Annotated in this window: 22 protein-coding genes; 10 read left to right on the top strand and 12 right to left on the bottom strand. The window is 60.0% G+C overall.

The genetic code is table 11. From position 1 onward, the window contains the following. Positions 1-16: 16 nt before the first annotated feature. The 4 genes from ACZ9IM_RS14095 to ACZ9IM_RS14080 all read right to left on the bottom strand — a co-directional run bounded on the left by ACZ9IM_RS14095 (position 17) and on the right by ACZ9IM_RS14080 (position 4,832). Positions 17-1,726 (bottom strand): ShlB/FhaC/HecB family hemolysin secretion/activation protein, encoded by a 1,710-nt coding sequence (locus tag ACZ9IM_RS14095; RefSeq protein WP_476224348.1) that lies wholly within the window; start codon positions 1,724-1,726, stop codon positions 17-19. A 484-nt stretch (positions 1,727-2,210) separates the two neighbouring features. Beyond that, positions 2,211-3,638: an FAD/NAD(P)-binding protein gene (locus ACZ9IM_RS14090; protein ID WP_476224256.1), complete on the bottom strand. Its 1,428-nt coding sequence runs from the start codon at positions 3,636-3,638 to the stop codon at positions 2,211-2,213. Positions 3,639-3,794: 156 nt separating this feature from the next. Beyond that, positions 3,795-4,139, bottom strand: coding sequence for a hypothetical protein (locus ACZ9IM_RS14085; RefSeq protein ID WP_476224255.1), 345 nt, complete (start codon positions 4,137-4,139; stop codon positions 3,795-3,797). A 129-nt stretch (positions 4,140-4,268) separates the two neighbouring features. After that, entirely contained in the window at positions 4,269-4,832 is a 564-nt protein-coding gene (locus tag ACZ9IM_RS14080; RefSeq protein ID WP_427623057.1) for a helix-turn-helix domain-containing protein, read from the bottom strand. A gap of 15 nt (positions 4,833-4,847) precedes the next feature. Between ACZ9IM_RS14080 and ACZ9IM_RS14075 the strand changes: the two genes are divergently transcribed. From ACZ9IM_RS14075 to ACZ9IM_RS14045, 7 genes are all read left to right on the top strand, one after another. Further along, a complete protein-coding gene (locus tag ACZ9IM_RS14075) occupies positions 4,848-5,855 on the top strand; it encodes a DMT family transporter (RefSeq protein ID WP_192343198.1) in 1,008 nt (335 codons plus the stop codon). Between the two features lie 236 nt (positions 5,856-6,091). Beyond that, positions 6,092-9,022 (top strand): monovalent cation/H+ antiporter subunit A, encoded by a 2,931-nt coding sequence (locus ACZ9IM_RS14070; protein WP_476224254.1) that lies wholly within the window; start codon positions 6,092-6,094, stop codon positions 9,020-9,022. Beyond that, complete coding sequence (locus tag ACZ9IM_RS14065) at positions 9,022-9,366, top strand: Na+/H+ antiporter subunit C (protein ID WP_008029186.1); 345 nt, start codon at positions 9,022-9,024, stop codon at positions 9,364-9,366. The genes ACZ9IM_RS14070 and ACZ9IM_RS14065 overlap by 1 nt, the downstream gene beginning before the upstream one ends. Further along, on the top strand, positions 9,363-11,048 hold the full coding sequence (locus tag ACZ9IM_RS14060; RefSeq protein WP_476224253.1) for a monovalent cation/H+ antiporter subunit D: 1,686 nt from the start codon (positions 9,363-9,365) through the stop codon (positions 11,046-11,048). Before ACZ9IM_RS14065 ends, ACZ9IM_RS14060 begins: the two co-directional genes overlap by 4 nt. Then, entirely contained in the window at positions 11,045-11,533 is a 489-nt protein-coding gene (locus ACZ9IM_RS14055) for a Na+/H+ antiporter subunit E (RefSeq protein WP_123722258.1), read from the top strand. Before ACZ9IM_RS14060 ends, ACZ9IM_RS14055 begins: the two co-directional genes overlap by 4 nt. Continuing rightward, on the top strand, positions 11,530-11,808 hold the full coding sequence (locus ACZ9IM_RS14050; RefSeq protein ID WP_123494180.1) for a K+/H+ antiporter subunit F: 279 nt from the start codon (positions 11,530-11,532) through the stop codon (positions 11,806-11,808). The genes ACZ9IM_RS14055 and ACZ9IM_RS14050 overlap by 4 nt, the downstream gene beginning before the upstream one ends. Beyond that, positions 11,805-12,167, top strand: coding sequence for a Na+/H+ antiporter subunit G (locus ACZ9IM_RS14045; protein WP_123494178.1), 363 nt, complete (start codon positions 11,805-11,807; stop codon positions 12,165-12,167). Before ACZ9IM_RS14050 ends, ACZ9IM_RS14045 begins: the two co-directional genes overlap by 4 nt. A gap of 125 nt (positions 12,168-12,292) precedes the next feature. Here the strand turns inward: ACZ9IM_RS14045 and ACZ9IM_RS14040 are convergent, their stop codons facing one another. The 4 genes from ACZ9IM_RS14040 to ACZ9IM_RS14025 all read right to left on the bottom strand — a co-directional run bounded on the left by ACZ9IM_RS14040 (position 12,293) and on the right by ACZ9IM_RS14025 (position 14,768). Next, a complete protein-coding gene (locus ACZ9IM_RS14040) occupies positions 12,293-12,730 on the bottom strand; it encodes a DUF3995 domain-containing protein (RefSeq protein ID WP_123494176.1) in 438 nt (145 codons plus the stop codon). A 228-nt stretch (positions 12,731-12,958) separates the two neighbouring features. Then, complete coding sequence (locus tag ACZ9IM_RS14035) at positions 12,959-13,975, bottom strand: ABC transporter substrate-binding protein (protein ID WP_123494174.1); 1,017 nt, start codon at positions 13,973-13,975, stop codon at positions 12,959-12,961. A gap of 119 nt (positions 13,976-14,094) precedes the next feature. Next, positions 14,095-14,298, bottom strand: a complete 204-nt coding sequence (locus ACZ9IM_RS14030; protein ID WP_008012114.1) for a hypothetical protein — start codon at positions 14,296-14,298, stop codon at positions 14,095-14,097. Next, positions 14,298-14,768 carry a hypothetical protein gene (locus tag ACZ9IM_RS14025; protein WP_008067697.1) on the bottom strand — a complete coding sequence of 157 codons (471 nt, stop codon included), beginning with the start codon at positions 14,766-14,768 and terminating at the stop codon, positions 14,298-14,300. The genes ACZ9IM_RS14030 and ACZ9IM_RS14025 overlap by 1 nt, the downstream gene beginning before the upstream one ends. 410 nt (positions 14,769-15,178) lie before the next feature. Here ACZ9IM_RS14025 and ACZ9IM_RS14020 point away from each other — a divergent pair, with 410 nt between their 5' ends. From ACZ9IM_RS14020 to ACZ9IM_RS14010, 3 genes are all read left to right on the top strand, one after another. Next, positions 15,179-15,427 carry a hypothetical protein gene (locus tag ACZ9IM_RS14020; protein WP_123494172.1) on the top strand — a complete coding sequence of 83 codons (249 nt, stop codon included), beginning with the start codon at positions 15,179-15,181 and terminating at the stop codon, positions 15,425-15,427. Positions 15,428-15,584: 157 nt separating this feature from the next. Continuing rightward, positions 15,585-15,815: a hypothetical protein gene (locus ACZ9IM_RS14015; RefSeq protein WP_008067701.1), complete on the top strand. Its 231-nt coding sequence runs from the start codon at positions 15,585-15,587 to the stop codon at positions 15,813-15,815. Between the two features lie 139 nt (positions 15,816-15,954). Then, positions 15,955-16,194, top strand: coding sequence for a DUF2789 domain-containing protein (locus ACZ9IM_RS14010; protein WP_063343278.1), 240 nt, complete (start codon positions 15,955-15,957; stop codon positions 16,192-16,194). A 26-nt stretch (positions 16,195-16,220) separates the two neighbouring features. Here the strand turns inward: ACZ9IM_RS14010 and ACZ9IM_RS14005 are convergent, their stop codons facing one another. The 4 genes from ACZ9IM_RS14005 to ACZ9IM_RS13990 all read right to left on the bottom strand — a co-directional run bounded on the left by ACZ9IM_RS14005 (position 16,221) and on the right by ACZ9IM_RS13990 (position 21,451). Next, positions 16,221-17,444, bottom strand: coding sequence for a methyl-accepting chemotaxis protein (locus ACZ9IM_RS14005; RefSeq protein ID WP_476224347.1), 1,224 nt, complete (start codon positions 17,442-17,444; stop codon positions 16,221-16,223). A 630-nt stretch (positions 17,445-18,074) separates the two neighbouring features. Beyond that, the gene (locus tag ACZ9IM_RS14000) at positions 18,075-18,479 is read right to left on the bottom strand and encodes a TraR/DksA family transcriptional regulator (RefSeq protein ID WP_007907888.1); all 405 of its coding nucleotides are present in this window, start codon (positions 18,477-18,479) and stop codon (positions 18,075-18,077) included. Positions 18,480-18,806: 327 nt separating this feature from the next. Next, positions 18,807-19,829: an ABC transporter permease gene (locus ACZ9IM_RS13995; RefSeq protein ID WP_007907889.1), complete on the bottom strand. Its 1,023-nt coding sequence runs from the start codon at positions 19,827-19,829 to the stop codon at positions 18,807-18,809. A 56-nt stretch (positions 19,830-19,885) separates the two neighbouring features. Further along, entirely contained in the window at positions 19,886-21,451 is a 1,566-nt protein-coding gene (locus ACZ9IM_RS13990; protein WP_123494373.1) for a sugar ABC transporter ATP-binding protein, read from the bottom strand. Between the last annotated feature and the right edge of the window lie 51 nt (positions 21,452-21,502).

Here is a 21,502-nt window from a genome sequence, read left to right as displayed (position 1 = left end):
CGCGATAACAAATGAATTAAAGAAACAGGTCGACCTGGAAGTAGATCGGCGCCTCGCGCTCGGTGAGCACGGTGGGGCGTTCCAGCGAGTGGGCGAACGTCACGCGAGTGGCGAGGTACTTGCCGCGGGCGAAGAGTTCCAGAGAGTTGCTGGACATTCGGCCATGCACTTCGCTGTTGTATCGGTCATTGCTGATCACGCCTTGGTCATAGCCGACACTGGTGCCGTACTCGCTCAGTGCCGGGCGCAGCCAATCGACAGTCACCGGGCGGGTCCAGCGCAGCTCGTTGCGCCAGTAGCCGCCGCTGTCCCCGGATAAAAACTGGTCTTTATAGCCACGCACCGATGAGCTGCCACCCAGGCTGATGCGTTGCGGACTGAACAACACGTCTTCGCTGCGCTGGCCCGTGGCGAGGCTGCTGAACGTGAAGGACTCGCCCAGCCAGTTGAACGGCAACAGGTAACTGGCCGTGGCGGTGTACTTTCGATAGCGAGCGTTGGCGGTAAGATTGCCGGCATCATCACGACGCTGGTCGTTGCCTTGTGCATCCAGCGCGCCGATGCCCTGCTGCATGCCCAGGTCCAGGTTGACGAACGACTGGCCAATACGCCGGCCGTGGTTGATACCCAACTGGGCTTCGGTAATACGCTGGCTGCTGTTATCCAGGCGGCTATCTTCGATGTAGTTGTTAGTGCGCAGATGGGCGAAGCCGGCATTGATCGACGTTTTGCTCACCGCATCGCGATGGACGAGGCGCTCGGCGCGAAATTGATGACTCTCGCTGTCGCCGCTCTGGCTGAAGTTGAAACCATTGCCTTGGGCCTGGGAGCGGTATTCGCTCTGGCTGTAGGTATAACTGAAGTTCCACCAGCCCCAAGGCACGTTGTAATAGAGCATGGCGTTTTTCGAGGTTTTCTGGTGATCGCTCAACGCGTCATGGCCGCCGCGCAACATCAACTGGTCGGCCAGCCCCAGCGGGCTGTCCCACTCAAAGCCCGCGCCCCACTGCTGTTCACCGGTGCTTTTCTGACCGTCGTTGTTACGCGACAGGTTGGCACGCCAAGGCTTTTGCGGGTTGTTCTTGACCAGCACGTTACTGCCGCCGACCTGAACGCCGGGGGTCAGTTCCATTTGCGCCTGGTTGGAGGGCAAGCGGTTCAACTGATCCACCAGTTGTTCTATTTCACGAAGATTGAGCAGTTCGCCCGTTTTACCGGGGAAGGTCATGGACAGTTCCCAATCGGAAATATGGCTGTCGTCAGCGCCCTTCAAACCCTCGAGTTTGCCCTCGACTACAAACACACTTAAGTGGCCGCTGGAGAGGTCTTGCTGCGGCAAGTAGGCGCGGCTGGTGATCATGCCCTTGCCGATGTAATGGTCGGTGATGACCTTGAGCAATTCGTTGAGTTGCGAGACGCCCAGGCATTGACCGATATAAGGCTTGAGCAAGCGCTCGCGGTCGGCAGCGGACAGACTGTCGGCGCCCTTGAGTTCGATGTCTTTGATAGGAAAGCAACGTGTATCCACCGGGGCGGCCGGTGTTGCGGGCAATGTTGGCTTGCCCGGCAGTTCCTTGAGTTCTTCCAGTCGACGCTGCTGTTCTTCAATCAGGCGGTTCTGGCGATCGCGGATCAGGTCCTGGTCGCCCGGCGTTGGCAGGCTGGCGCCATCGGCGCTGCTCTGTGTACCCAAGCCAAGCAATAGCGCGCACAGCACCGGCCACATCCGTGGGGAGATAAGCATAACGCTCCATGTCATAAGTGCTGAGGGCGTACATTGATGCCCGCAGGAGAAGGGTCGTGGTCACCCTGAAATTGATGTCAGAAATACTGGCTAAATGACGCCAGCCATCACGGACGGTAAACAGACCCCACACATTTTGAAAAATTCAGCCGACAAGGAAATTAATATCAAATGTGTCAGACCAACTGAACCACGCGGCGGGCTCGATACAGCAGCGAGAGGCTTGCCCCCGTTGGGTTGCGGCCAGCAGGGTTTCGTTATCGACCTCGGGGTCGACGTGGAAAAGAGTGTCGTTTAAACAATGCTTGTTTAGTGGCCTGAGCGTTGTAGTGACTGTACTGGCCTCTTCGCGAGCAAGCCCGCTCCCACCGGGGATCTTCGGTGAACACACGATCTGTGTACGCCTGAGATCAAATGTGCGGGCTTGCTCGCGAAGAGGCCCGAAAAGGCCCCCTCCAACTTTCGGTCAATCCACCAATCGCGCCGCAAGAGACTTGGCCTGGCTCGCCACGTCGGTCACTGCCGTGCTCTCCCACCACATGCCGCGCAACGGTGGGCCCATGGCGAACAAACGGCTGGCGACCTGCCCATCGGCGCTTAATACCGCGCCGTCATCCGCGGCGGCAATGCCCAACGCCAATGGCCCCGGCCGCACCAGCCCGCGCGCCAATAGCTGCTGCGGCAATGGCCGCGCCACCCGCCGCCAGTCGTATTCGATGCCGCTGGAATTGATCAGTGCCGCGCCGTGCACCACGCAGGTTTCGGCCTCGCCACGGCGACGGATGCGGATACTCACCCCACCGCTCAACGAAGGCTCCAACCCTTTGAACGATGCAGCATGAATCCGCAACCGCCCTTCCCCGTGCAGCCGCGCCACCAACTCGGCACTCAACGGCGGAGAGCGATGGTGATGGCTCTCCCACCACGGCCGCACATGGCGCACGAATTGCCGGCGTTGCACGTCCGTCGCCTGGTTCCACAACCGCCCGATGTGCGCCCGCACCGTGTCGAGTGGCGCTTGCCAGTCGATGCCTTGGGCGATGGCGTCGCGGCAATGCCGACGCAGTTCGCGCATCAGCTGACGCGGTGTGCGAATGCTGTGATCCTCGGCCAAAAAATCCACCCAGGCTGGCGGCTGCCTACGCACGTGAGGCAGCAGACCATGACGGGAAAACACTTCGATCGGCCCGCGATGCCCGGCCTGCTCCAGCGACACCACGGCATCGACCATGGTCAACCCGGAACCGATGATCAGCACCGTGGATTGTGGATCGAGCTGCCGCATGGAAGCCACATCCCACGGGTCGAGGGCGGCGGCGTTCAGGCCGCTGGATTCGGTCTGCGGCGTGCGTGCGGCGGGGAACATACCGGTGGCCAGTACCGCATAGGCGCCTTGCAAGCATTGCCCATCACTCAAGGTCAATTGCACTGAATCGTCCCGGGTTTGCAGGTCCACCACTTCGGCACGCACATGTTCGACGGTCGAACCGTGGCGCTCACCCACTGCCTGCGCTTCGGCCAGACGCTGCTGCACATAGACCCCAAACAGCCCACGCGGCGGGAACAATTCACTGACTGGCACATGTTGCTGATCCGACTCCGGCCATCCACCCGTCGCGATGTGTTTGGTGAGCCATTGGGTCAAATCATCAGCGTTGTCGGGATCGACACTCATGCGCGCCGCGTTGCCGTTAAGCGTATGCCCCAGTTCGACCGCGCTATAGGCCTCGCCCCGACCGAGTTCGGCGCGGGGCTCGATCACCAACGCCTGACGCTTGCCCGGCAAACGCAACAACTGCGCCGCCAGCATCGTGCCGCTCAGGCCACCACCGATGATCAGGATATCCGCGTGGCGGATGGGTTTGGTCGCCTGTCCGCTTGGGGTGTCAGTCATGCCGTTCTCACTGGTCAATGTTTACATGAATAGACATCGGGCATATCGCCCCATGCAGTCACATCGGCGCTGCCGGACAGCCCAGCGTAGAAGAAAACACATCAACTAAAAAATGCAAGATGTTCCACTGTTGCCCCGCCAACAGCCTGGCCTGTCTCAACAACGCATCGATACGCCCAAATCGAGCACTTCGCTTTTATGGAATGGATCGTCGACCCAATACCGCATCTGTATTCCCCCCACCCACAGACTGTTAATAAATGCGCAAGCAGGAATCAAGAATGATGCTCGTCCCTCTTGAAGTGGAATCACTAATCTATTGGGAGTGTTGCCAACCTTGTATTCAAGGGTCACCTGCGTGCCCGGATAGACGTTCCGGTTCAATTCAATATCGACCCGGGCACCGGCAATGACATCTTCGAGAAAGACATTGTCGCCGTAGGCCACTGGTAGTACGGGTGCAGGTAAAAGCTCTGACGGCTTTTTGTGATTAATAGACATGTCTGAATCCGATTTTAAGGAGTGGGCCGCCATCCGCCGGCGCACTCATCATTGTTGGATCCGAGGCACATCGTCTACTGTGAGAAGCAACAGGTATATACGTGTTTTACGCGACAAAATCGGCACCGATCAAATCACCACATTACGCACAAAGCGCGCCGCCACGTCCCCCTCATTGCGATAGGAATGCGGCTGATTACTGGCAAACATAAAGAACTCACCCGCCGCGATTTTCTGCGGCTCGTTGCCGAGCATCAGGGTCAGGCAGCCTTCAAACACATAAATCTGTTCGCTATAGCCATCGGCATCCGGCTCCGAGGGGTAATGCTCGCCTGGCTCAAGGCGCCATTCCCAGAGTTCCACTTCACGAGTGGCGGTAGCTTTGGCCAGCAACACCGCTTTACTGCCTGGGATCGTGCCGGCCCAGGCCAGTTCATTGATGCGGCTCGGGTCGCGGGCTTCAGGGGCCTGGATCAAGTCGCTGAAGGCAACGTCCAGCGCTTCGGCCACGCGATCAAGAGTGGTCAGGCTGACGTTCTTCTCGCCGGCCTCGATGGCCACCAGCATGCGGCGACTGACACCGGATTTTTCCGCCAGGGCAGTCTGGCTCATGTCGGCGGCGTGGCGCAGACGTCGGACGTTTTGGCTGACGTGCTGGAGGACCGACGCCCGTTGGGTGGAATCTTTGTGCACTATATTGCTCACTTGATGGTGTTGCGCAGTATACTGCCCAACTTCCGACGCATTGTGCGTCTCCCTCAGGTAGCACGCAAGGCCATGACGTCGGTGAACTCCTCCCCTGCTTCCTCCCGTTTCTCACGGTTCAGCAAAGCTGAATGCGTGTTGGTGCTGATCACTATGGTCTGGGGCGGCACCTTTTTGCTGGTGCAGCATGCAATGACCGTCAGCGGGCCGATGTTTTTCGTAGGCCTGCGTTTTGCCGCGGCAGCGATTATCGTTGCCCTGTTCTCCTGGCGTCATCTGCGCGAACTGACCCTGTTCGAACTCAAGGCCGGGGCGTTTATCGGCGTGGCGATCATGCTCGGTTACGGCTTGCAGACCGTGGGCTTGCAGAGCATTCCAAGCAGTCAGTCGGCGTTTATTACCGCGCTGTATGTGCCGTTCGTGCCGTTGCTGCAATGGCTGGTGCTGGGACGGCGTCCGGGGTTGATGCCGAGTATCGGGATCATGCTGGCCTTTACCGGGTTGATGCTGTTGTCGGGGCCGTCCGGCGCTTCGTTTAATTTCAGCCCCGGTGAAATCGCCACATTAATCAGCGCCGTGGCGATTGCGGCGGAGATCATTCTGATCAGCACCTATGCCGGTCAGGTCGACGTGCGCCGGGTGACGGTGGTGCAGCTGGCGGTGACTTCGGTGCTGGCGTTTCTGATGGTGGTGCCGACTCAGGAAGTGATTCCGGGGTTCTCGTGGTTGCTGTTGTGCAGCGCATTGGGCCTGGGCGCGGCGAGTGCGGCGATTCAGGTGGCGATGAACTGGGCGCAGAAGAGTGTTTCGCCGACTCGGGCGACGTTGATCTATGCCGGGGAGCCGGTGTGGGCCGGGATTGTCGGGCGGATCGCCGGGGAGCGGTTGCCGGCGATAGCGTTGGTTGGCGCGGGGTTGATTGTCGCTGCGGTGATTGTCAGTGAGTTGAAGACCAAGGGTAAGGTGGTTCTTGAGGTTGAGGACGATCTGGATCGCGAAGCCGAGCACTGATCGTTCCCATGCTCTGCGTGGGAATGCAGCCCGGGACGCTCCGCGTCCCAAGAGCGGACGCAGAGCGTCCATTGAGGCATTCCCACGCGGGAGCGTGGGAACGATCGATAGCGATCTGAAACAATGATAAACACGAATTTGCCGTTTACTTTGTAGGATTCTGCGACAGCTTGGCGTTTGGTGATCGGGGAGCTGGCACGTATGATGCTTCACAAACTTCCGCAGATTAGAAGCCTATGTCTCTGATAGTTCTACTGCTTCTGCCTTTTATCGGCAGTTGTCTGGCAGCCTTGCTGCCGCACAACGCGCGTAATACCGAATCGCTGTTGGCTGGCCTGGTTGCCCTGATCGGCACCGTCCAGGTCGCCCTCTTGTACCCGCAAATCGCCGATGGCGGCGTGATCCGCGAAGAGTTCTTCTGGTTACCGAGCCTGGGCCTGAACTTCGTTCTGCGCATGGACGGTTTCGCCTGGCTGTTCTCTATGCTGGTGCTGGGCATCGGTACGCTGGTTTCGCTATACGCCCGCTACTACATGTCGCCGGACGATCCGGTGCCGCGTTTCTTCGCGTTTTTCCTGGCGTTCATGGGCGCCATGCTGGGGTTGGTGATCTCCGGCAACCTGATCCAGATCGTATTTTTCTGGGAGCTGACCAGCCTCTTTTCATTCCTGTTGATCGGCTACTGGCACCATCGCGCCGATGCGCGACGTGGCGCCTATATGGCGTTGATGGTCACCGGTGGCGGTGGTTTGTGTTTGCTGGCGGGGGTCATGCTGCTTGGCCATGTGGTGGGCAGCTATGACCTGGACAAGGTCCTGGCCGCCGGCGATCTGATTCGCACACATGCCCTCTACCCTATTCTGCTTCCCCTGATCCTGATCGGCGCCCTGAGTAAAAGTGCGCAATTCCCCTTCCACTTCTGGCTGCCCCACGCCATGGCAGCGCCGACGCCGGTTTCGGCCTATCTACACTCGGCGACCATGGTCAAGGCCGGGGTCTTCCTGCTCGCACGCCTGTGGCCGTCGCTGTCCGGCAGTGAAGAATGGTTCTACATCGTCAGCGGGGCTGGCGCTTGTACGTTGTTGCTCGGCGCTTACTGCGCGATGTTCCAGAACGACCTCAAGGGCCTGCTGGCCTACTCGACCATCAGCCACCTGGGCCTGATCACTTTGCTGCTGGGCCTGAACAGTCCGCTGGCCGCCGTCGCCGCGGTGTTCCACATTCTCAACCACGCCACGTTCAAGGCCTCGCTGTTCATGGCCGCCGGAATCATCGACCACGAAAGCGGCACCCGGGATATTCGCAAACTCAGCGGCCTGATCAAACTGATCCCGTTCAGCGCCACCCTGGCCATGGTCGCCAGTGCCTCCATGGCCGGCGTGCCGCTGCTCAACGGTTTCCTGTCCAAAGAGATGTTCTTCGCCGAAACCGTGTTCATCAACGCGACGGCCTGGATCGAGATGACCCTGCCGATCGTCGCGACCATCGCCGGGACGTTCAGCGTGGCTTACTCCCTGCGCTTCACCGTTGACGTGTTCTTCGGCCCGACCGCCACCGACCTGCCGCACACCCCGCACGAGCCGCCACGCTGGATGCGCGCGCCGGTGGAATTGCTGGTGTTTACCTGTCTGGTGGTGGGGATCTTCCCCGCTCAAGTGGTCGGCCCGTTGCTCGCGGCGGCGGCATTGCCGGTGGTGGGCGGTACGCTGCCCGAGTACAGCCTGGCGATCTGGCACGGCTGGAACGCGCCGATGATCATGAGCCTGATCGCCATGTCCTGCGGCATCACCCTCTATCTACTGTTGCGCAATCAGCTCAAGCGCGGGCGCTTCCCGCACCCGCCGGTGATCAGCCATTTCAACGGCAAGAGCCTGTTCGAGCGCGGCCTGGTGATCATGATGCGCCTGGCCCGTCGCCTGGAGCGGCGGATCAGCACCCGGCGCCTGCAAACCCAATTGTTCCTGGTGGTGCTCGCCGCGGTGCTGGCCGGGTTGATCCCGATGCTGCACAGCAGCCTGAGCTGGGGCGACCGTCCGAAGATTCCGGGCTCGATCGTGTTCGTGATCCTCTGGCTGCTGGCGATTGCCTGTGCCCTTGGCGCGGCGTGGCAAGCCAAGTATCACCGGCTCGCGGCCCTGACCATGGTCAGCGTCTGCGGCCTGATGACCTGCGTGACCTTCGTCTGGTTCTCGGCGCCGGACCTGGCGCTGACGCAACTGGTGGTCGAAGTGGTGACCACAGTGCTGATCCTGCTGGGCCTGCGCTGGTTGCCGCGACGGATCGAAGAGGTGTCGCCGTTGCCGAGCAGTCTGCGCAAGGCACGCATCCGCCGTATCCGCGACTTGCTGCTGTCGATCGCGGTCGGTGGCGGCATGGCGTTGCTGTCCTACGCGATGCTGACCCGCCAGACGCCCAACGACATTTCCTCGTTCTACCTCAGTCGCGCCCTGCCCGAAGGCGGCGGCAGCAACGTGGTCAACGTGATGCTGGTGGACTTCCGTGGCTTCGACACCCTCGGCGAAATCACCGTGCTGGTGGCGGTGGCCCTGGCTGTGTTCGCCCTGCTGCGACGCTTCCGTCCACCGAAAGAAAGCCTGCAACTGCCGGCCCAACAGCGCTTGCTGGCGCCCGACGTGGTCACCGACCTGGTCAACCCGCGTCATGCCAGCGACACCGCGCTCGGTTTCATGATGGTGCCAGCGGTGCTGGTGCGTCTGCTGCTGCCGATTGCGTTTGTGGTGTCGGTCTACCTGTTCATGCGCGGGCACAATCAACCGGGCGGCGGTTTCGTCGCCGGTCTGGTGATGTCGGTGGCGTTCATCCTGCAATACATGGTCGCCGGCACCCAGTGGGTCGAGGCACAAATGAGCCTGCGGCCGCTGCGCTGGATGGGCACCGGGCTGCTGTTCGCCACGGTCACCGGGCTCGGGGCGATGGTGGCCGGGTATCCATTCCTTACCACTCACACCTGGCATTTCGCATTGCCGCTGCTCGGCGAGATTCACATCGCCAGCGCGCTGTTCTTCGACATCGGTGTGTACGCCGTGGTGGTCGGCTCGACGCTGTTGATCCTGACCGCCCTCGCCCACCAATCGGTACGCGGTCATAAAACCAGCGCGCAACCCAAGCCCATGGCCAAAGCGGCTGCCACGCAAGGAGCCATCTGATGGAAGAAGTCATCGCAATCGCCATTGGCGTGCTGGCCGCGTCCGGCGTGTGGCTGGTGCTGCGACCACGGACGTTCCAGGTGGTCATGGGCCTGTGCCTGCTGTCCTACGGCGTCAACCTGTTCATCTTCAGCATGGGCAGCCTGTTCATCGGCAAGGAGCCGAACATCAAGGACGGCGTGCCTCAGGATTTGCTGCACTACACCGACCCGCTGCCGCAAGCGTTGGTGCTGACCGCGATCGTCATCAGCTTCGCCATGACCGCGTTGTTCCTGGTGGTGCTGCTCGCCTCCCGGGGCCTGACCGGTACCGACCATGTGGATGGCCGGGAGCCTAAAGAATGAATCCGATGGCGCACCTGATCGCAGCCCCCATTCTGCTACCGCTGCTGACCGCCGCGGTGATGCTGATGCTGGGCGAGAAACACCGCCCGTTAAAGGCCAAAATCAATCTGTTCTCCAGCCTGCTGGGGCTGGGCATTGCCGTGATGCTGCTGCAATGGACGCAAACCACCGGCGTGCCGGGCTCCATCGGTGTGTACCTGCCGGGCAACTGGCAGGTGCCGTTCGGTATTGTGCTGGTGGTCGATCGTCTGTCGGCGCTGATGCTGGTGCTGACCGGGATCATCGGCGTCAGCGCCTTGCTGTTCGCCATGGCCCGCTGGGACGGTGCGGGTTCGAGTTTCCACGCGCTGTTCCAGATTCAGTTGATGGGTCTGTATGGCGCCTTCCTGACGGCAGACCTGTTCAACCTGTTCGTGTTTTTCGAAGTGCTGCTGGCCGCCTCTTACGGGCTGATGCTGCACGGTTCGGGCCGGGCGCGGGTGTCGTCGGGGCTGCATTACATTTCTATCAACCTGCTGGCCTCGTCACTGTTCCTGATTGGCGCGGCGCTGATCTACGGCGTCACCGGTACGCTGAACATGGCCGACCTCGCGCTGAAAATCCCGCTGGTGCCGGAAGCCGATCGCGGCTTGCTGCACGCCGGCGCGGCGATTCTGGCGGTGGCGTTCCTGGCCAAGGCCGGGATGTGGCCGCTGAACTTCTGGCTGGTGCCGGCCTACTCCGCGGCCAGCGCGCCCGTGGCGGCGATGTTCGCGATCATGACCAAGGTCGGCGTCTACACTTTGCTGCGTTTGTGGACGCTGCTGTTCTCCGGCCAGGCCGGGGCATCCGCGTATTTTGGTGGCGACTGGCTGATCTACGGCGGCATGGCGACCATCGTTTGCGCCGCCGTGGCGATCCTCGCCGCGCAACGCCTGGAGCGCATGGCCAGCCTGAGCATTCTGGTGTCGGCAGGCATTCTGTTGTCGGCCATCGGTTTCGCCCAGCCGAACCTGATCGGCGCGGCGCTGTTCTATCTCGTCAGCTCGACCCTGGCCTTGAGCGCGCTGTTCCTGCTGGCCGAGCTGATCGAGCGTTCGCGTTCGGCCAACGAAATGCCGCTGTTCGATGATGGCGAGCTGCTGCCACGGCCCCTCGAATCCTTACAGCCGCCCAAAGGCTTCAACCTTGATGACGAACAGAAAGCCGTGGTCGGACAAGTGATTCCCTGGACCATGGCTTTCCTCGGTTTGAGCTTCATCGCCTGCGCCCTGCTGATCATCGGCATGCCGCCGCTTTCCGGGTTTATCGGCAAACTCAGCCTGCTCAGCGCCCTGCTCAATCCGCTGGGTCTGGGCAATGGCAACGACGAACCGGTGTCGAACCGCGCGTGGGGGTTGCTCGCCCTGTTGATCTTGTCCGGTCTGGCCTCGTTGATCGCTTTCTCGCGTTTGGGCATCCAGCGTTTCTGGACCCCGCAAGAGCGGCCGTCGCCCTTGCTGCGGCGCCTGGAATGCGTGCCAATCGTCGTGCTGCTGGGGCTGAGCATTGCGCTGACGTTCAAGGCCGAACCGCTGCTGCGCTACACCCAAGCGGCGGCCGTGGCATTGAACAACCCTCAGCAATACGTGATGGCGGTGCTCGAAACCCGTGTAATTCCAAACCCGCAAGCCAAGACAGCGCTGCTGGAGGTGCAACCATGAAGCGCCTGTTTCCTGCACCCTGGTTGTCGTTGGCGCTGTGGCTGCTGTGGCTGGTTTTGAACCTGTCGATGAGCCCCGGCAATCTACTGCTGGGCGCCATGCTGGGGTTCTGCGCGCCGTTGATGATGCGCAAACTGCGGCCGCTGCCGATCCGCATTCGTCGGCCTGGGGTGATCCTGCGTTTGTTCTTGCTGGTCGGGCGCGACGTGATCGTGTCCAACCTCGCCGTGGCCTGGGGCGTGCTCAACGCGGGCCGTCGTGCGCCCCGCTCGCGGTTCATCAAGGTGCCGCTGGATTTGCGCGATGCCAACGGCCTGGCGGCGCTATCGATGATCTGCACGGTGGTGCCCGGCACGGTCTGGTCGGAACTGGCGCTGGATCGCAGTATTCTGTTGCTGCACGTCTTCGATCTGGATGACGAAAACCAATTCATCCAGCACTTCAAGACGACCTACGAGCGCCCCTTGATGGAGATCTTCGAATGAGCGCATTGCTGTCGAACGCGATCCTGCTGAGCCTGTTCATCTTTTCGATGGCAATGATTCTGACCCTGATCCGGCTATTCCAGGGCCCGTCGGCCCAGGATCGGGTTCTGGCCCTGGATTACCTGTACATCATCGCCATGCTGATGATGCTTGCGTTGGGTATTCGTTATGCCAGTGACACTTATTTCGAGGCGGCGCTACTGATCGCCCTGTTCGGCTTCGTCGGCTCGTTTGCCCTGGCCAAATTCCTGCTGCGTGGCGAGGTGATCGAATGAGGCCTGAATTGTCTCTGTGGGTGGAAATTGCAGTGGCGATTCTGCTGGTGCTGAGCAGCCTGTTTACGCTGATCGGCGCGGCCGGACTGCTGCGGATGAAGGATTATTTCCAGCGCATGCACCCACCGGCGCTGGCCTCGACCTTGGGCGCGTGGTGCGTGGCGCTGGCTTCGATCATTTACTTTTCGGCGCTTAAGTCGGCGCCGGTGCTGCATGCCTGGCTGATTCCGGTTCTGCTGTCGATCACCGTGCCGGTGACCACGTTGCTGCTGGCCCGGGCGGCGTTGTTTCGCAAGCGCATGGCGGGGGATGATGTGCCGGCTGAGGTGAGTAGCCGGCGCACGGAAACCGAGAGCTAAGTTCAAACGTTTTTGTGGATTGGGCTGACCTCATCGCGAGCAGGCTCGCTCCCACATTGGATCTTCAGTGTTCACAAAATCCCTGCGGGAGCGAGCCTGCTCGCGATGGCAATAGTCAGGTCGGCTCAGACCCAGGCCACTGCCAACAACCCCGCGCCCAATACCACACACAACGGCGAATACGCCCATGTGTCGAGCCGGGCAAACTTCGAATCCTTGACCTGCTTGAAGAACCCCACCAAATTCGAATCGCCGATCGCCCGGGCGAACATCAGCATCGCGATCGCGCTGATCACCCATTGCAGCGACCAGTGATGCACCGTGGGCAGATACAGCCCGACCCGCAGGCACACCAGCATCGCGATCAGCAGTAAACCCACCGCCACCAGCAACGTGGCAAAGCCCGACGGCTTGAACGCCGGCCTTGATGCCTCACCGCCCTCCCCGGGTACGCGCGGCACCGCCGCCTCGCTGCCCCATTTGCCACCCGCCGCCCAATACAGGTGGACCAGGCTGATCAATAAAAAGATTGCAGCAATCCATTGCGCGACCAAAAGACTCATATTCAGGCATCCGGTGTGAAATGTTGCAGCAGGATGAACTTCCTTACGCGTTTTTGTAAGGGTATTCGTCATTGACGGAGTTCCCCTTGTGGGAGCGGGCTTGCCCGCGAAGACGGCGGCACATCCAACCTGGAGGTGACTGACGAACCGCTTTCGCGAGCAAGCCCGCTCCCACACTGGATTCGCGTCGGCCAGGAATACCGGGATCAATCCAGTCCTCTGCCCCCCCTATTTCAGGGCGGCAGAAACTTTATCCGCCACATCCTTCGGCACCCAGGCCTGCCATACGTCCGGGTGCGCCTTCATGAAAGCCTCTGCCGCTTGACGTGGCGGGGTGTGTTTTTCGCTCATGTCAGCCAGGGCCTTGTTCAACGCTTCGATCGGTAAATCGACCTTGGTGAAGAACTCGGTAATCTGCGGGTATTGTTTTTGAAATGGCGTGGACACGCCGATGGACAGCTTGGAGGGCAGCGAGCGCGTCGGTTTCGGATTGGGGTTGTCCGCGTCGGTCAGGGTTTTCCAGGCGTCGGCGTCGAACGGTGGCTCTTGCAACTGAATCAGCTTGAAGCGACCGAGCAACGGTGTCGGCGACCAGTAATAGAACAGGACTGGCTTGCCGCGACGAATCGACGAGCTGATCTCTGCATCCAGTGCCGCCCCGGAACCACTGCGAAAATTCACGTAACTGTCGTCCAGCCCATACGCCTTGAGCTTCTGCTTGTTGACCACTTCCGACGTCCAGCCGATCGGGCTGTTGAGAAAACGCCCCTTGCCCGGGGTTTCCGGGTCTTTGAACACGTCTTTGTAGCGTGGCAGATCACTGATACTGCGCAGATCCGGCGCCATCGGCTTGATGCCCTTGGCCGGGTCGCCCTTGATCACATACTCCGGCACCCACCAGCCCTCAGTGGCGCCCTTGACCGTATCGCCCAGGGCAGCGACTTTGCCCTCGGCCTCAGCCTTGACCCAGACCGGACTGCGACCGGCCCATTCCTCGCCAATAACCTGAATGTCATTGTTGGCCAGCGCGGTCTCCAGGGTAATGGTCGTCCCCGGCAAGGTGTCGGTCGGCAAGCCATAGCCCTTCTCGACGATGATCCGCAGGATATCGGTGATCAGGCTGCCGCTTTCCCAGTTCAGGTCGGCGAAATGGATCGGCGCCTGGGCAGCGAACACCGGAACGGGTGAAGCCAATAAACCGAACGTGGCCAGGGTAGCGGCCAGCAACCGTCGAAATCCCCTCATGCTTTTGCACCTCGCGCTGTTCACAGCAATAGCAGGATGGCCTGACAAAGAAGACCGCAAGCCTCTGGATACTCAGTCAATTGACTGTAGTAGAGGTTCCTGCTTTCGAGGGGACTGGATTACTTTTCGCAAGGTTCCTGCAAGCGCGCAAGCTCTCTTCTGACCATGCTGGCGTACGCCGCCGGACGCAACAGGTAGATCTGTGACGCCACCCAATTCAGCCAGCCCCCCTGCAGAACGGCCTTTTGAGCCAACAGGCGCTGCGCCTCGGCGTGGGCACTGGCCTGGTTCTGCTCGTGGAAATCGGCGCGGGTCAGGGTCATTACTCGCTGGCCTTGAAGGTCACCAGTTCGCCCTTGCGCCACTTGGCGGCCTTGGCGGTCACCGCTTTCAGGGTTTTGGTCAGGCCTTCCTGCAATTGTTGATGGGCCGCAAACACCATCACCACGCTATGACCTTCCTTGAACACAATGCCGTGGCCGTCTGCGGTGGTCACGAACGCGTAATCCCCCAGCCCGTACACCGTCAGTTTGATTTCGCGGAACTTGATGTCCAGCTTGCCGCCTTCGCGACTGGGCAATACGGAGGCGCTGAAATGATCGCCGACCTTGAGTTTAAGCCCTGGCTTGTCATCCACCACCAGCGCTGCTTCGGTGTCGAGCTCGGCAATGTAAATGCCTTCAGCGTTCTGTTCGGTGATGTAGACGAAACGTGACTGGAACTGTTTAACCAGCTTTGCGCGCAAATCACCCAGTACGAACAAAGCATGCATATCGAGATTACTTACTGCCAAGGAAACATCCCCACATCTGAAAATGACGCCATACGCCGGAAACGCGCACAGCAGAAAAAAGCGGCAATGCCGAGGTGTAGCCAAATGACCCGGGTCGAATCCTGGAATGAGCAGAGGGCCCATTCATCGCGAGGTTTGAGAAGATTACTGGAACATCCCTCACGTCGTCCTGCCTGGCGGTCGTCAGATGTTGAAGGAAAACGTCCTTCTGACGGCCAGAAAAAACCGGATTACCAACTTTAGGGAAAAATCTCTTTAAAAAAAGCACTTTTCCGACATATCGCCAGTAAAAAATTGCTTTAGATGGGCATCAATCGCCAACCATCAATGGCGATTCTAGAGCAGCCATGCTCACCGAGACTACCCATAACACCGTACACACGTCGGTAAAACCACGAAAAGGACTTCATATGTGCACACTGACTCACTTTGCCCAGCCTCACATCCGACACACAAATGGCTCGTCATCTCTGCATTCGATGGTGTTCCACGAGCAGGATTTCCTGCCTGAAGAGCGTCTGCTCCCACGTTTTCAGGTGGTATTGGCCGGCAACGCCTTTTTCCACATCAGGGAAATATCCACCGGACGTGTAAGAGGTTTCCGCGGCAATCATAACGATGCCTGCGCCCTTGCCCGTTTACTCGAGGCACGCAGTTGAGGCACCTGCAGCGCTCACTTCTATAGACGTTTCGTCACACCGGTGACTTAACTCAGCCGCCGGCAGGCAACTACTGCCATACTGCCCGACCAATGAAACCCGCCCCCAGGGCGGACGGCGTTCAACACAACAACTATTTCCAAGGGAAGACTGCTACGTGACGGAATTTGATATCGGTGAATTTTTTATCCGGGGCGAAGCCAGAGAGGTCGAAGGCGAATTCCAGGCAGTCATTATCATGCGCGCCAAACCGCCGTTGACCACTGTGACGTCTCATCAGGTCGAAAAGGATCGCTGGTTCAAGACCGCGGATGTCGCGGCCGTTGCCGCCCAGGATGCCGCCAAGGCGCTGAAGCTTGCCGTCGATGAAGGTGCATTGAAAGCCTGATCACCGGATTTGCAGTCTATGCTCATCCCTGCTTTTGAATATCGCTATCGAACTCCCGAAGCGCGGTTCTCTCAGCTGCAATGAAGCCGCACCTCGGATCTCGCACTCGACGCGACGAATTATCTGCAAGGAGATGAAGATGGACTCACCCACACATGATTTGAAAGGCCTGTTCGACCAGCTCGGTCTGGACTCCAGCGAAAAGGCCATCGACGATTTCATTGCCAGTCATTCCCCCTTGGCCGATGACAAGAAACTCATCGACGCCGAGTTCTGGACCCCGCAACAAGCCGGCTTCCTCAAAGAACAACTGCGTGAAGACGCCGATTGGGCGCATGTGGTCGACGATCTGAACCTGCGCATGCACCAGATCCACTAATAACCGATAACAATTGCCGGGCCTCGTCAGCGAGGACTTTGCGGCTTGTAACCCAGGCGCAAACCACCCCAATGCCGGCCCTTGAACATGATCGGCACCGACAGGTCGTGCATCAGTTCACCGGTATCGCGTGTGTAAGTCTGCAACAACACGGCCTGTTGATGGCTGCCGCAGCGGATCCCGGTGCGGTCGGCGAATTTGCGCTTGGTGCGGTTGTGCAGGGTATCGACCTGTACGTCACCGGTCAGCGGCTGGCTGAACACGGTGTTATGGGTCGGCACATAACCCTGCTGCGTGCAGGCGATGGCGAACACCAGGCCTTCATGGCGCGGCAGCAACGGTTCCTGAATCGCCGGCAATACCTGATCGGTGTAGCGGTCGAAACGGGTCTGGTATTTGGCCGGGCTGGTGTTGGGGATCGTCTGGTAACTGCGATCAAACAGGTCATCGAGGCTGATCCGGCCCTGATCGATATCCGCTTCAAAGCGTGCAGCAATCTGACTCGCCCCTTCGCGGGCCAGGTCGTAAATCCGCTGGTGATAGTCATCCAGCCCGACTTCGGCCAGGCGTTCGCTGATGGTTTCGGCCTGCCCTTCCATTTGCACCGCTGCCAGGGCAAGCCGCTGGGTCTGCTGGTCGCTGATCGCCAGATCACTGCGCATCTGTTCGATGGCGTGGAACAGACTGTCGAGTTGTTCGCGGTTGGTGTCTGCGCCCTGAGCGATTTCCCCGACCTGCCTTTCGACCCCGGCGGCCAGGCGCGCGATGTTTTCCAGGTGCTGCCCGGTGTGCTCGACTTGCGCAACACCGGTATTCAGATCGCTCGCCAGTTGACGAATCTGTTCCACCACTTGCGCGGTGCGCTGCTGAATGTCGGCGACCATCTCCCCGACTTCACCGGTCGCCGTCGCCGTGCGCGCGGCCAGCCCGCGAACCTCATCGGCCACTACCGCAAAACCGCGACCGTGCTCGCCGGCCCGCGCCGCTTCGATGGCCGCGTTCAGCGCCAACAAATTGGTCTGGCTGGCGATGGACTGAATCACCAGCGTGACCCGCTGGATATCGTCGCTGCGCAGGCTCAGCGCTTCGATCAGCTCGCGACTGCTGCTGGCACGCTCACTGAGTTGATGCATACGCGCAATCGACTCGACCAGTTCCGTGCGCCCTGCCGCGCTGCTCTGATGGGCTTCGCTGGCGGCGCTCAAGGCTTCCCGACTGAGTTTCGACGTAGCGTGCTCGGTGGCGATCATCACTTCAGCGCTGCTGACAATCTGCGCCGCGGCGTTGAGCTGCGATTGCAGTTTGTCCGCCAGTTGCTTGACCGAATAGGCCACGCCGGCGGCCGACAAAGCGTTATGACTGGTGGTGTAGGAGAGATCGCGAGTCAATCCGGCGATGGCGCTGGTGCCGTCCGAAGGGGTTGCCTCAGGGAGAGTGCGCGAGCGCAGGCGCGGCAGCCAGATAATCAGCACGGCCAATGGCAGGCCAAGGTAAAGCGACCAGCCAGCCAATGCCATGCCGCACAGCAATAGCATCAGGGCGATGCTTTGCAGGATCGGCGTCAGCCAAAGGTTTTTCGGCAAAAGTGCTGGTGCAGGCATTGCCCCAACCAGAGATCCGTCCCTCGTCATCTTCGTCACCCCACACGTCTTCTAGTTGTTGTGATCGCATTAAACGCCACTACAAAGCCATTATCTATGGTCCGTTAGTAGTGGGGGGGGTTGCAGCAGATCAATAGAAGTGCGTGAGATTTTTCGCAGACGTCGAAAAGCAAAGATCGCAGCCTTCGGCAGCTCCTACAGAGGTTCGCATAAACCTGGAGCTGCCGAAGGCTGCGATCTTTTCAAGGCAACCCACCTTCAATGGGTTGCCTCATTGAATCAAGCCTGACGCTGGTGCTTGTCGATCTGCTCGTGACGCTCTTGAGCTTCGATGCAGTACTTGGTGGTCGGGCTGATCAGCAGGCGTTTCAGGCCGATGGCCTCGCCGCTGTCGTCGCACCAGCCAAAGCTGTCTTCCTTGATGCGTTCCAGGGCCTGTTCCAACTGAGGCAGCATGCGCTGGTCGCGATCGATCGCGTTCACCAGCCAGGTGCGCTCTTCTTCGACGGAAGCCGCGTCAGCCGGATCGGCCGGGGTGTCCAGGCTCTCGATGGCGATGCGATTCTGCTCGATGCGCTCATGGGTTTCGACTTTCATGTTCTGCAACAGCTCAGAGAAAAAAGCATGTTGCTCGGCATTCATGTAGTCATCCGCCGGCATGGCCAGCAACTTGTCCTTTGTCATTGATATCTCTATAAAAAAACGTGCATTAAGGCGAATTAGGGAGCGATCCGTTGAACCTGAAGCGTTCATTGGAAAGGCGCCGTTTATTCCAAGCGCCACCCGGCACTCAATTTACGAGGGGCGGCAGTCTAAGGCCGACTTGAGGCCTCAGCAACTGAAAAGACAGCAAATCTGTCCGACAAAGCCCTGAAAGTGCGCTACGGCAGGCTTTGAGCCGCTTATCGGAGTGCGTTTATAGCAAGAAATTCAGTCGAGCGGCTGTATATAGAAGACAAACGGCTGCGCCACGCGGGTCAGGCGTGGCGCATTTTCGTGTTTCTTCCGGCTTCAGCGCTTGAGTTTGCGCTTGTTGCGGTATTGGTCGATGACCACCGCCACCACAATAATCAGCCCTTTGATGATGTCTTGAATATAAGCATCAACACCGACAAAGGTAAAGCCGCTGGCCATGACCCCGAGGATCAACGCGCCGATCACGGTGCCGGTGATCCGCCCTACGCCACCGGCCAGGCTAGTGCCGCCGATGACCGCGGCGGCAATCGCGTCCAGTTCATAAGACATGCCCATCCCGGCCTGCCCGGTCGCGGCCCGCGCCGACGCCACCACTCCTGCCAGGCCTGCAAGCAACCCGGCGATGCTGTAGACGATCACAAGATGCCGCTTGACGTTGATCCCGGAGGTGCGCGCCGCCTGCATGTTGCCGCCGATGGCGTAGGTGTACTTGCCGTACTTGGTGTAGCGCAGGGCGATATGAAAGATCACCGCCACCACCAGAAAGATGATCACCGGCATCGCGCCGTGTCCGATGGCCGTGTAGGAATCCGAGAGCATGCTCACCGGCTGACCTTCGGTGTAGTAGCGCGCCAGGCCCCGGGCCGAGACCATCATGCCGAGGGTGGCAATGAACGGCGGAATCCCGGTGATCGCAATGATGCTGCCGTTGATCGCGCCTGCCAGCAATCCCACCCCGAGCCCGACGATCACTGGAATCCACACCGGCAAGTCAGTCAGGGACGGAAACACCGCCCGGGCAAAGTCCGAGGTCTGGGCCAGGCTGGCGGCAATCATCGCCGACAGCGCCAGCACCGAACCGGAAGACAGGTCGATACCGGTGGTGATGATGACCTGGGTCACCCCGATCGCCAGCAGGCCGATGATCGACACTTGCAGGATCATCAGCACCAGACGCTGAGAGTTCATCAGGAAGCTCTGGTCCCGCACGATCCAGCCGAACATTTCGAAGACCAGGCCGATGCCGATCAGCACCAGGAAGATACTCAACTCGGTCGGAAAGCGCCGGCGACTCTTGACCGGTACCGCTGCAGGCTTGTTTTCCAGTATCGCGTTCATAACCACTCACCCTTCTATTGCGTCGCGACGGCGGCCATGGCCACCGCCAGCATCCATTAGTGAACCGCGGACATGCCCGAGGCCAGTTGCATCACCCGTTCCTGGGTCGCTTCGCTGCGGTCGAGAGTGCCCATCAGGTCGCCCTCGTGCATGACCATGACCCGGTCGCTCATGCCCAGCACTTCCGGCAGTTCCGAGGAAATCATGATCACCGCCATGCCTTCGCTGGCGAGGTAGGAGATAAGCCGGTAGATCTCGGCCTTTGCGCCGACATCGATGCCCCGGGTCGGCTCGTCGAGAATCAGGATGCGTGGATTGGTCATCAGCCAGCGCGCCAGCAAGGCCTTCTGCTGATTACCGCCGGACAGCGTGTCGATGCATTGCTCCAGGGACGGGGTTTTCACCCGCAGCTTCTTGCACATGTCTTCACATAACGCGCGCAAGGCTTTCTGCTGGATGAAGCCGTTGCCGACGTAATGGGGCAAGACTGCCATTTCCATGTTTTCCAGCACCGACAGACACGGGAACAGGCCGCTGAGCTTGCGATCTTCGGTTAACAGCGCGAAGCCCTTCTCGATCGCCATGTGCGGATCGCTGATGCGCACCACCTCACCGTCGAGGCGGATTTCGCCACCGTCGCTTGGGGTGATGCCGAAAATCGCTTCGGCGACGTTGGTCCGCCCCGAGCCCATCAACCCGGCGATGCCCAGGATCTCCCCGGCATGCAGGTCGAAGGAGACGTCCTTGAAAATTCCGTCCAGCTTGAGGTCGCGTACCGACAGCAACAGATCGCCGATCGGCTTCTCGCGCACCGGGAACAACTGGCTCAGCTCGCGACCAACCATCATCGAAATCAGGCTGTCGCCGTCCATGCTGTCGGCCCGCTGCAAGCCGATGTAGGCGCCGTCACGGAACACCGCCACTTCATCGGCGATGCTGAACACTTCGTTCATTTTGTGGGTGATGTAGATGATGCCTTTGCCCTGGCTCTTGAGGTCGGCAATGATCGAGAACAGATGGGCGACTTCCTTATCGGTGATGGCCGAGGTCGGCTCGTCCATGATCAGGACGTCGGAGTCATAGGACACAGCCTTGGCGATCTCGACCATCTGCCGTTCGGCGATGCTCAGGTTGCCCACCTGCTCTTCCGGGTCGAGGTTGATCCGCAGACGTTCCAGCAGTTTGGCGGTGCAACGGTGCATCTCGCGATGGTCGATCATGTGCAGGCCGTTGAGCTGTTCGCGGCCGATCCAGATGTTCTCGGCGATGCTCATGTGCGGCATCAGGTTGAGTTCCTGGTGGATCATCGCGATCCCGGCCTGGAGCGCAGCCAGTGGTGTTTCAAAGACCACCGGCTTGCCCCGCAGTCGCAACTCGCCGGCGTCCGGCTGGTAGATGCCTGCAATGATTTTCATCAGGGTGGATTTGCCGGCGCCGTTCTCGCCCATCAGCGCCAGCACGGAACCGGGACGTACCCGCAGCTGTACGTCAGACAAGGCCACCACACCGGGAAACCCCTTGCTGACGTTGATGATCTCCAGCAGGTACGGCTCATCGACAGGTGTTGCAGTTGGCTGGACACCCATTAACGGGGTGCTCGAAGCAGTCGCTGAAGCGAACATGATCAGGTACTCCATCAGCAAGGTCGCGTTGCAACCTTGCGTGCTTATTGT

The organism is Pseudomonas sp. TE12508 (assembly GCF_056279485.1).
The sequence above is the reverse complement of the archived record's forward strand: the minus strand, read 5'-3'. Positions and strand labels throughout refer to the sequence as shown.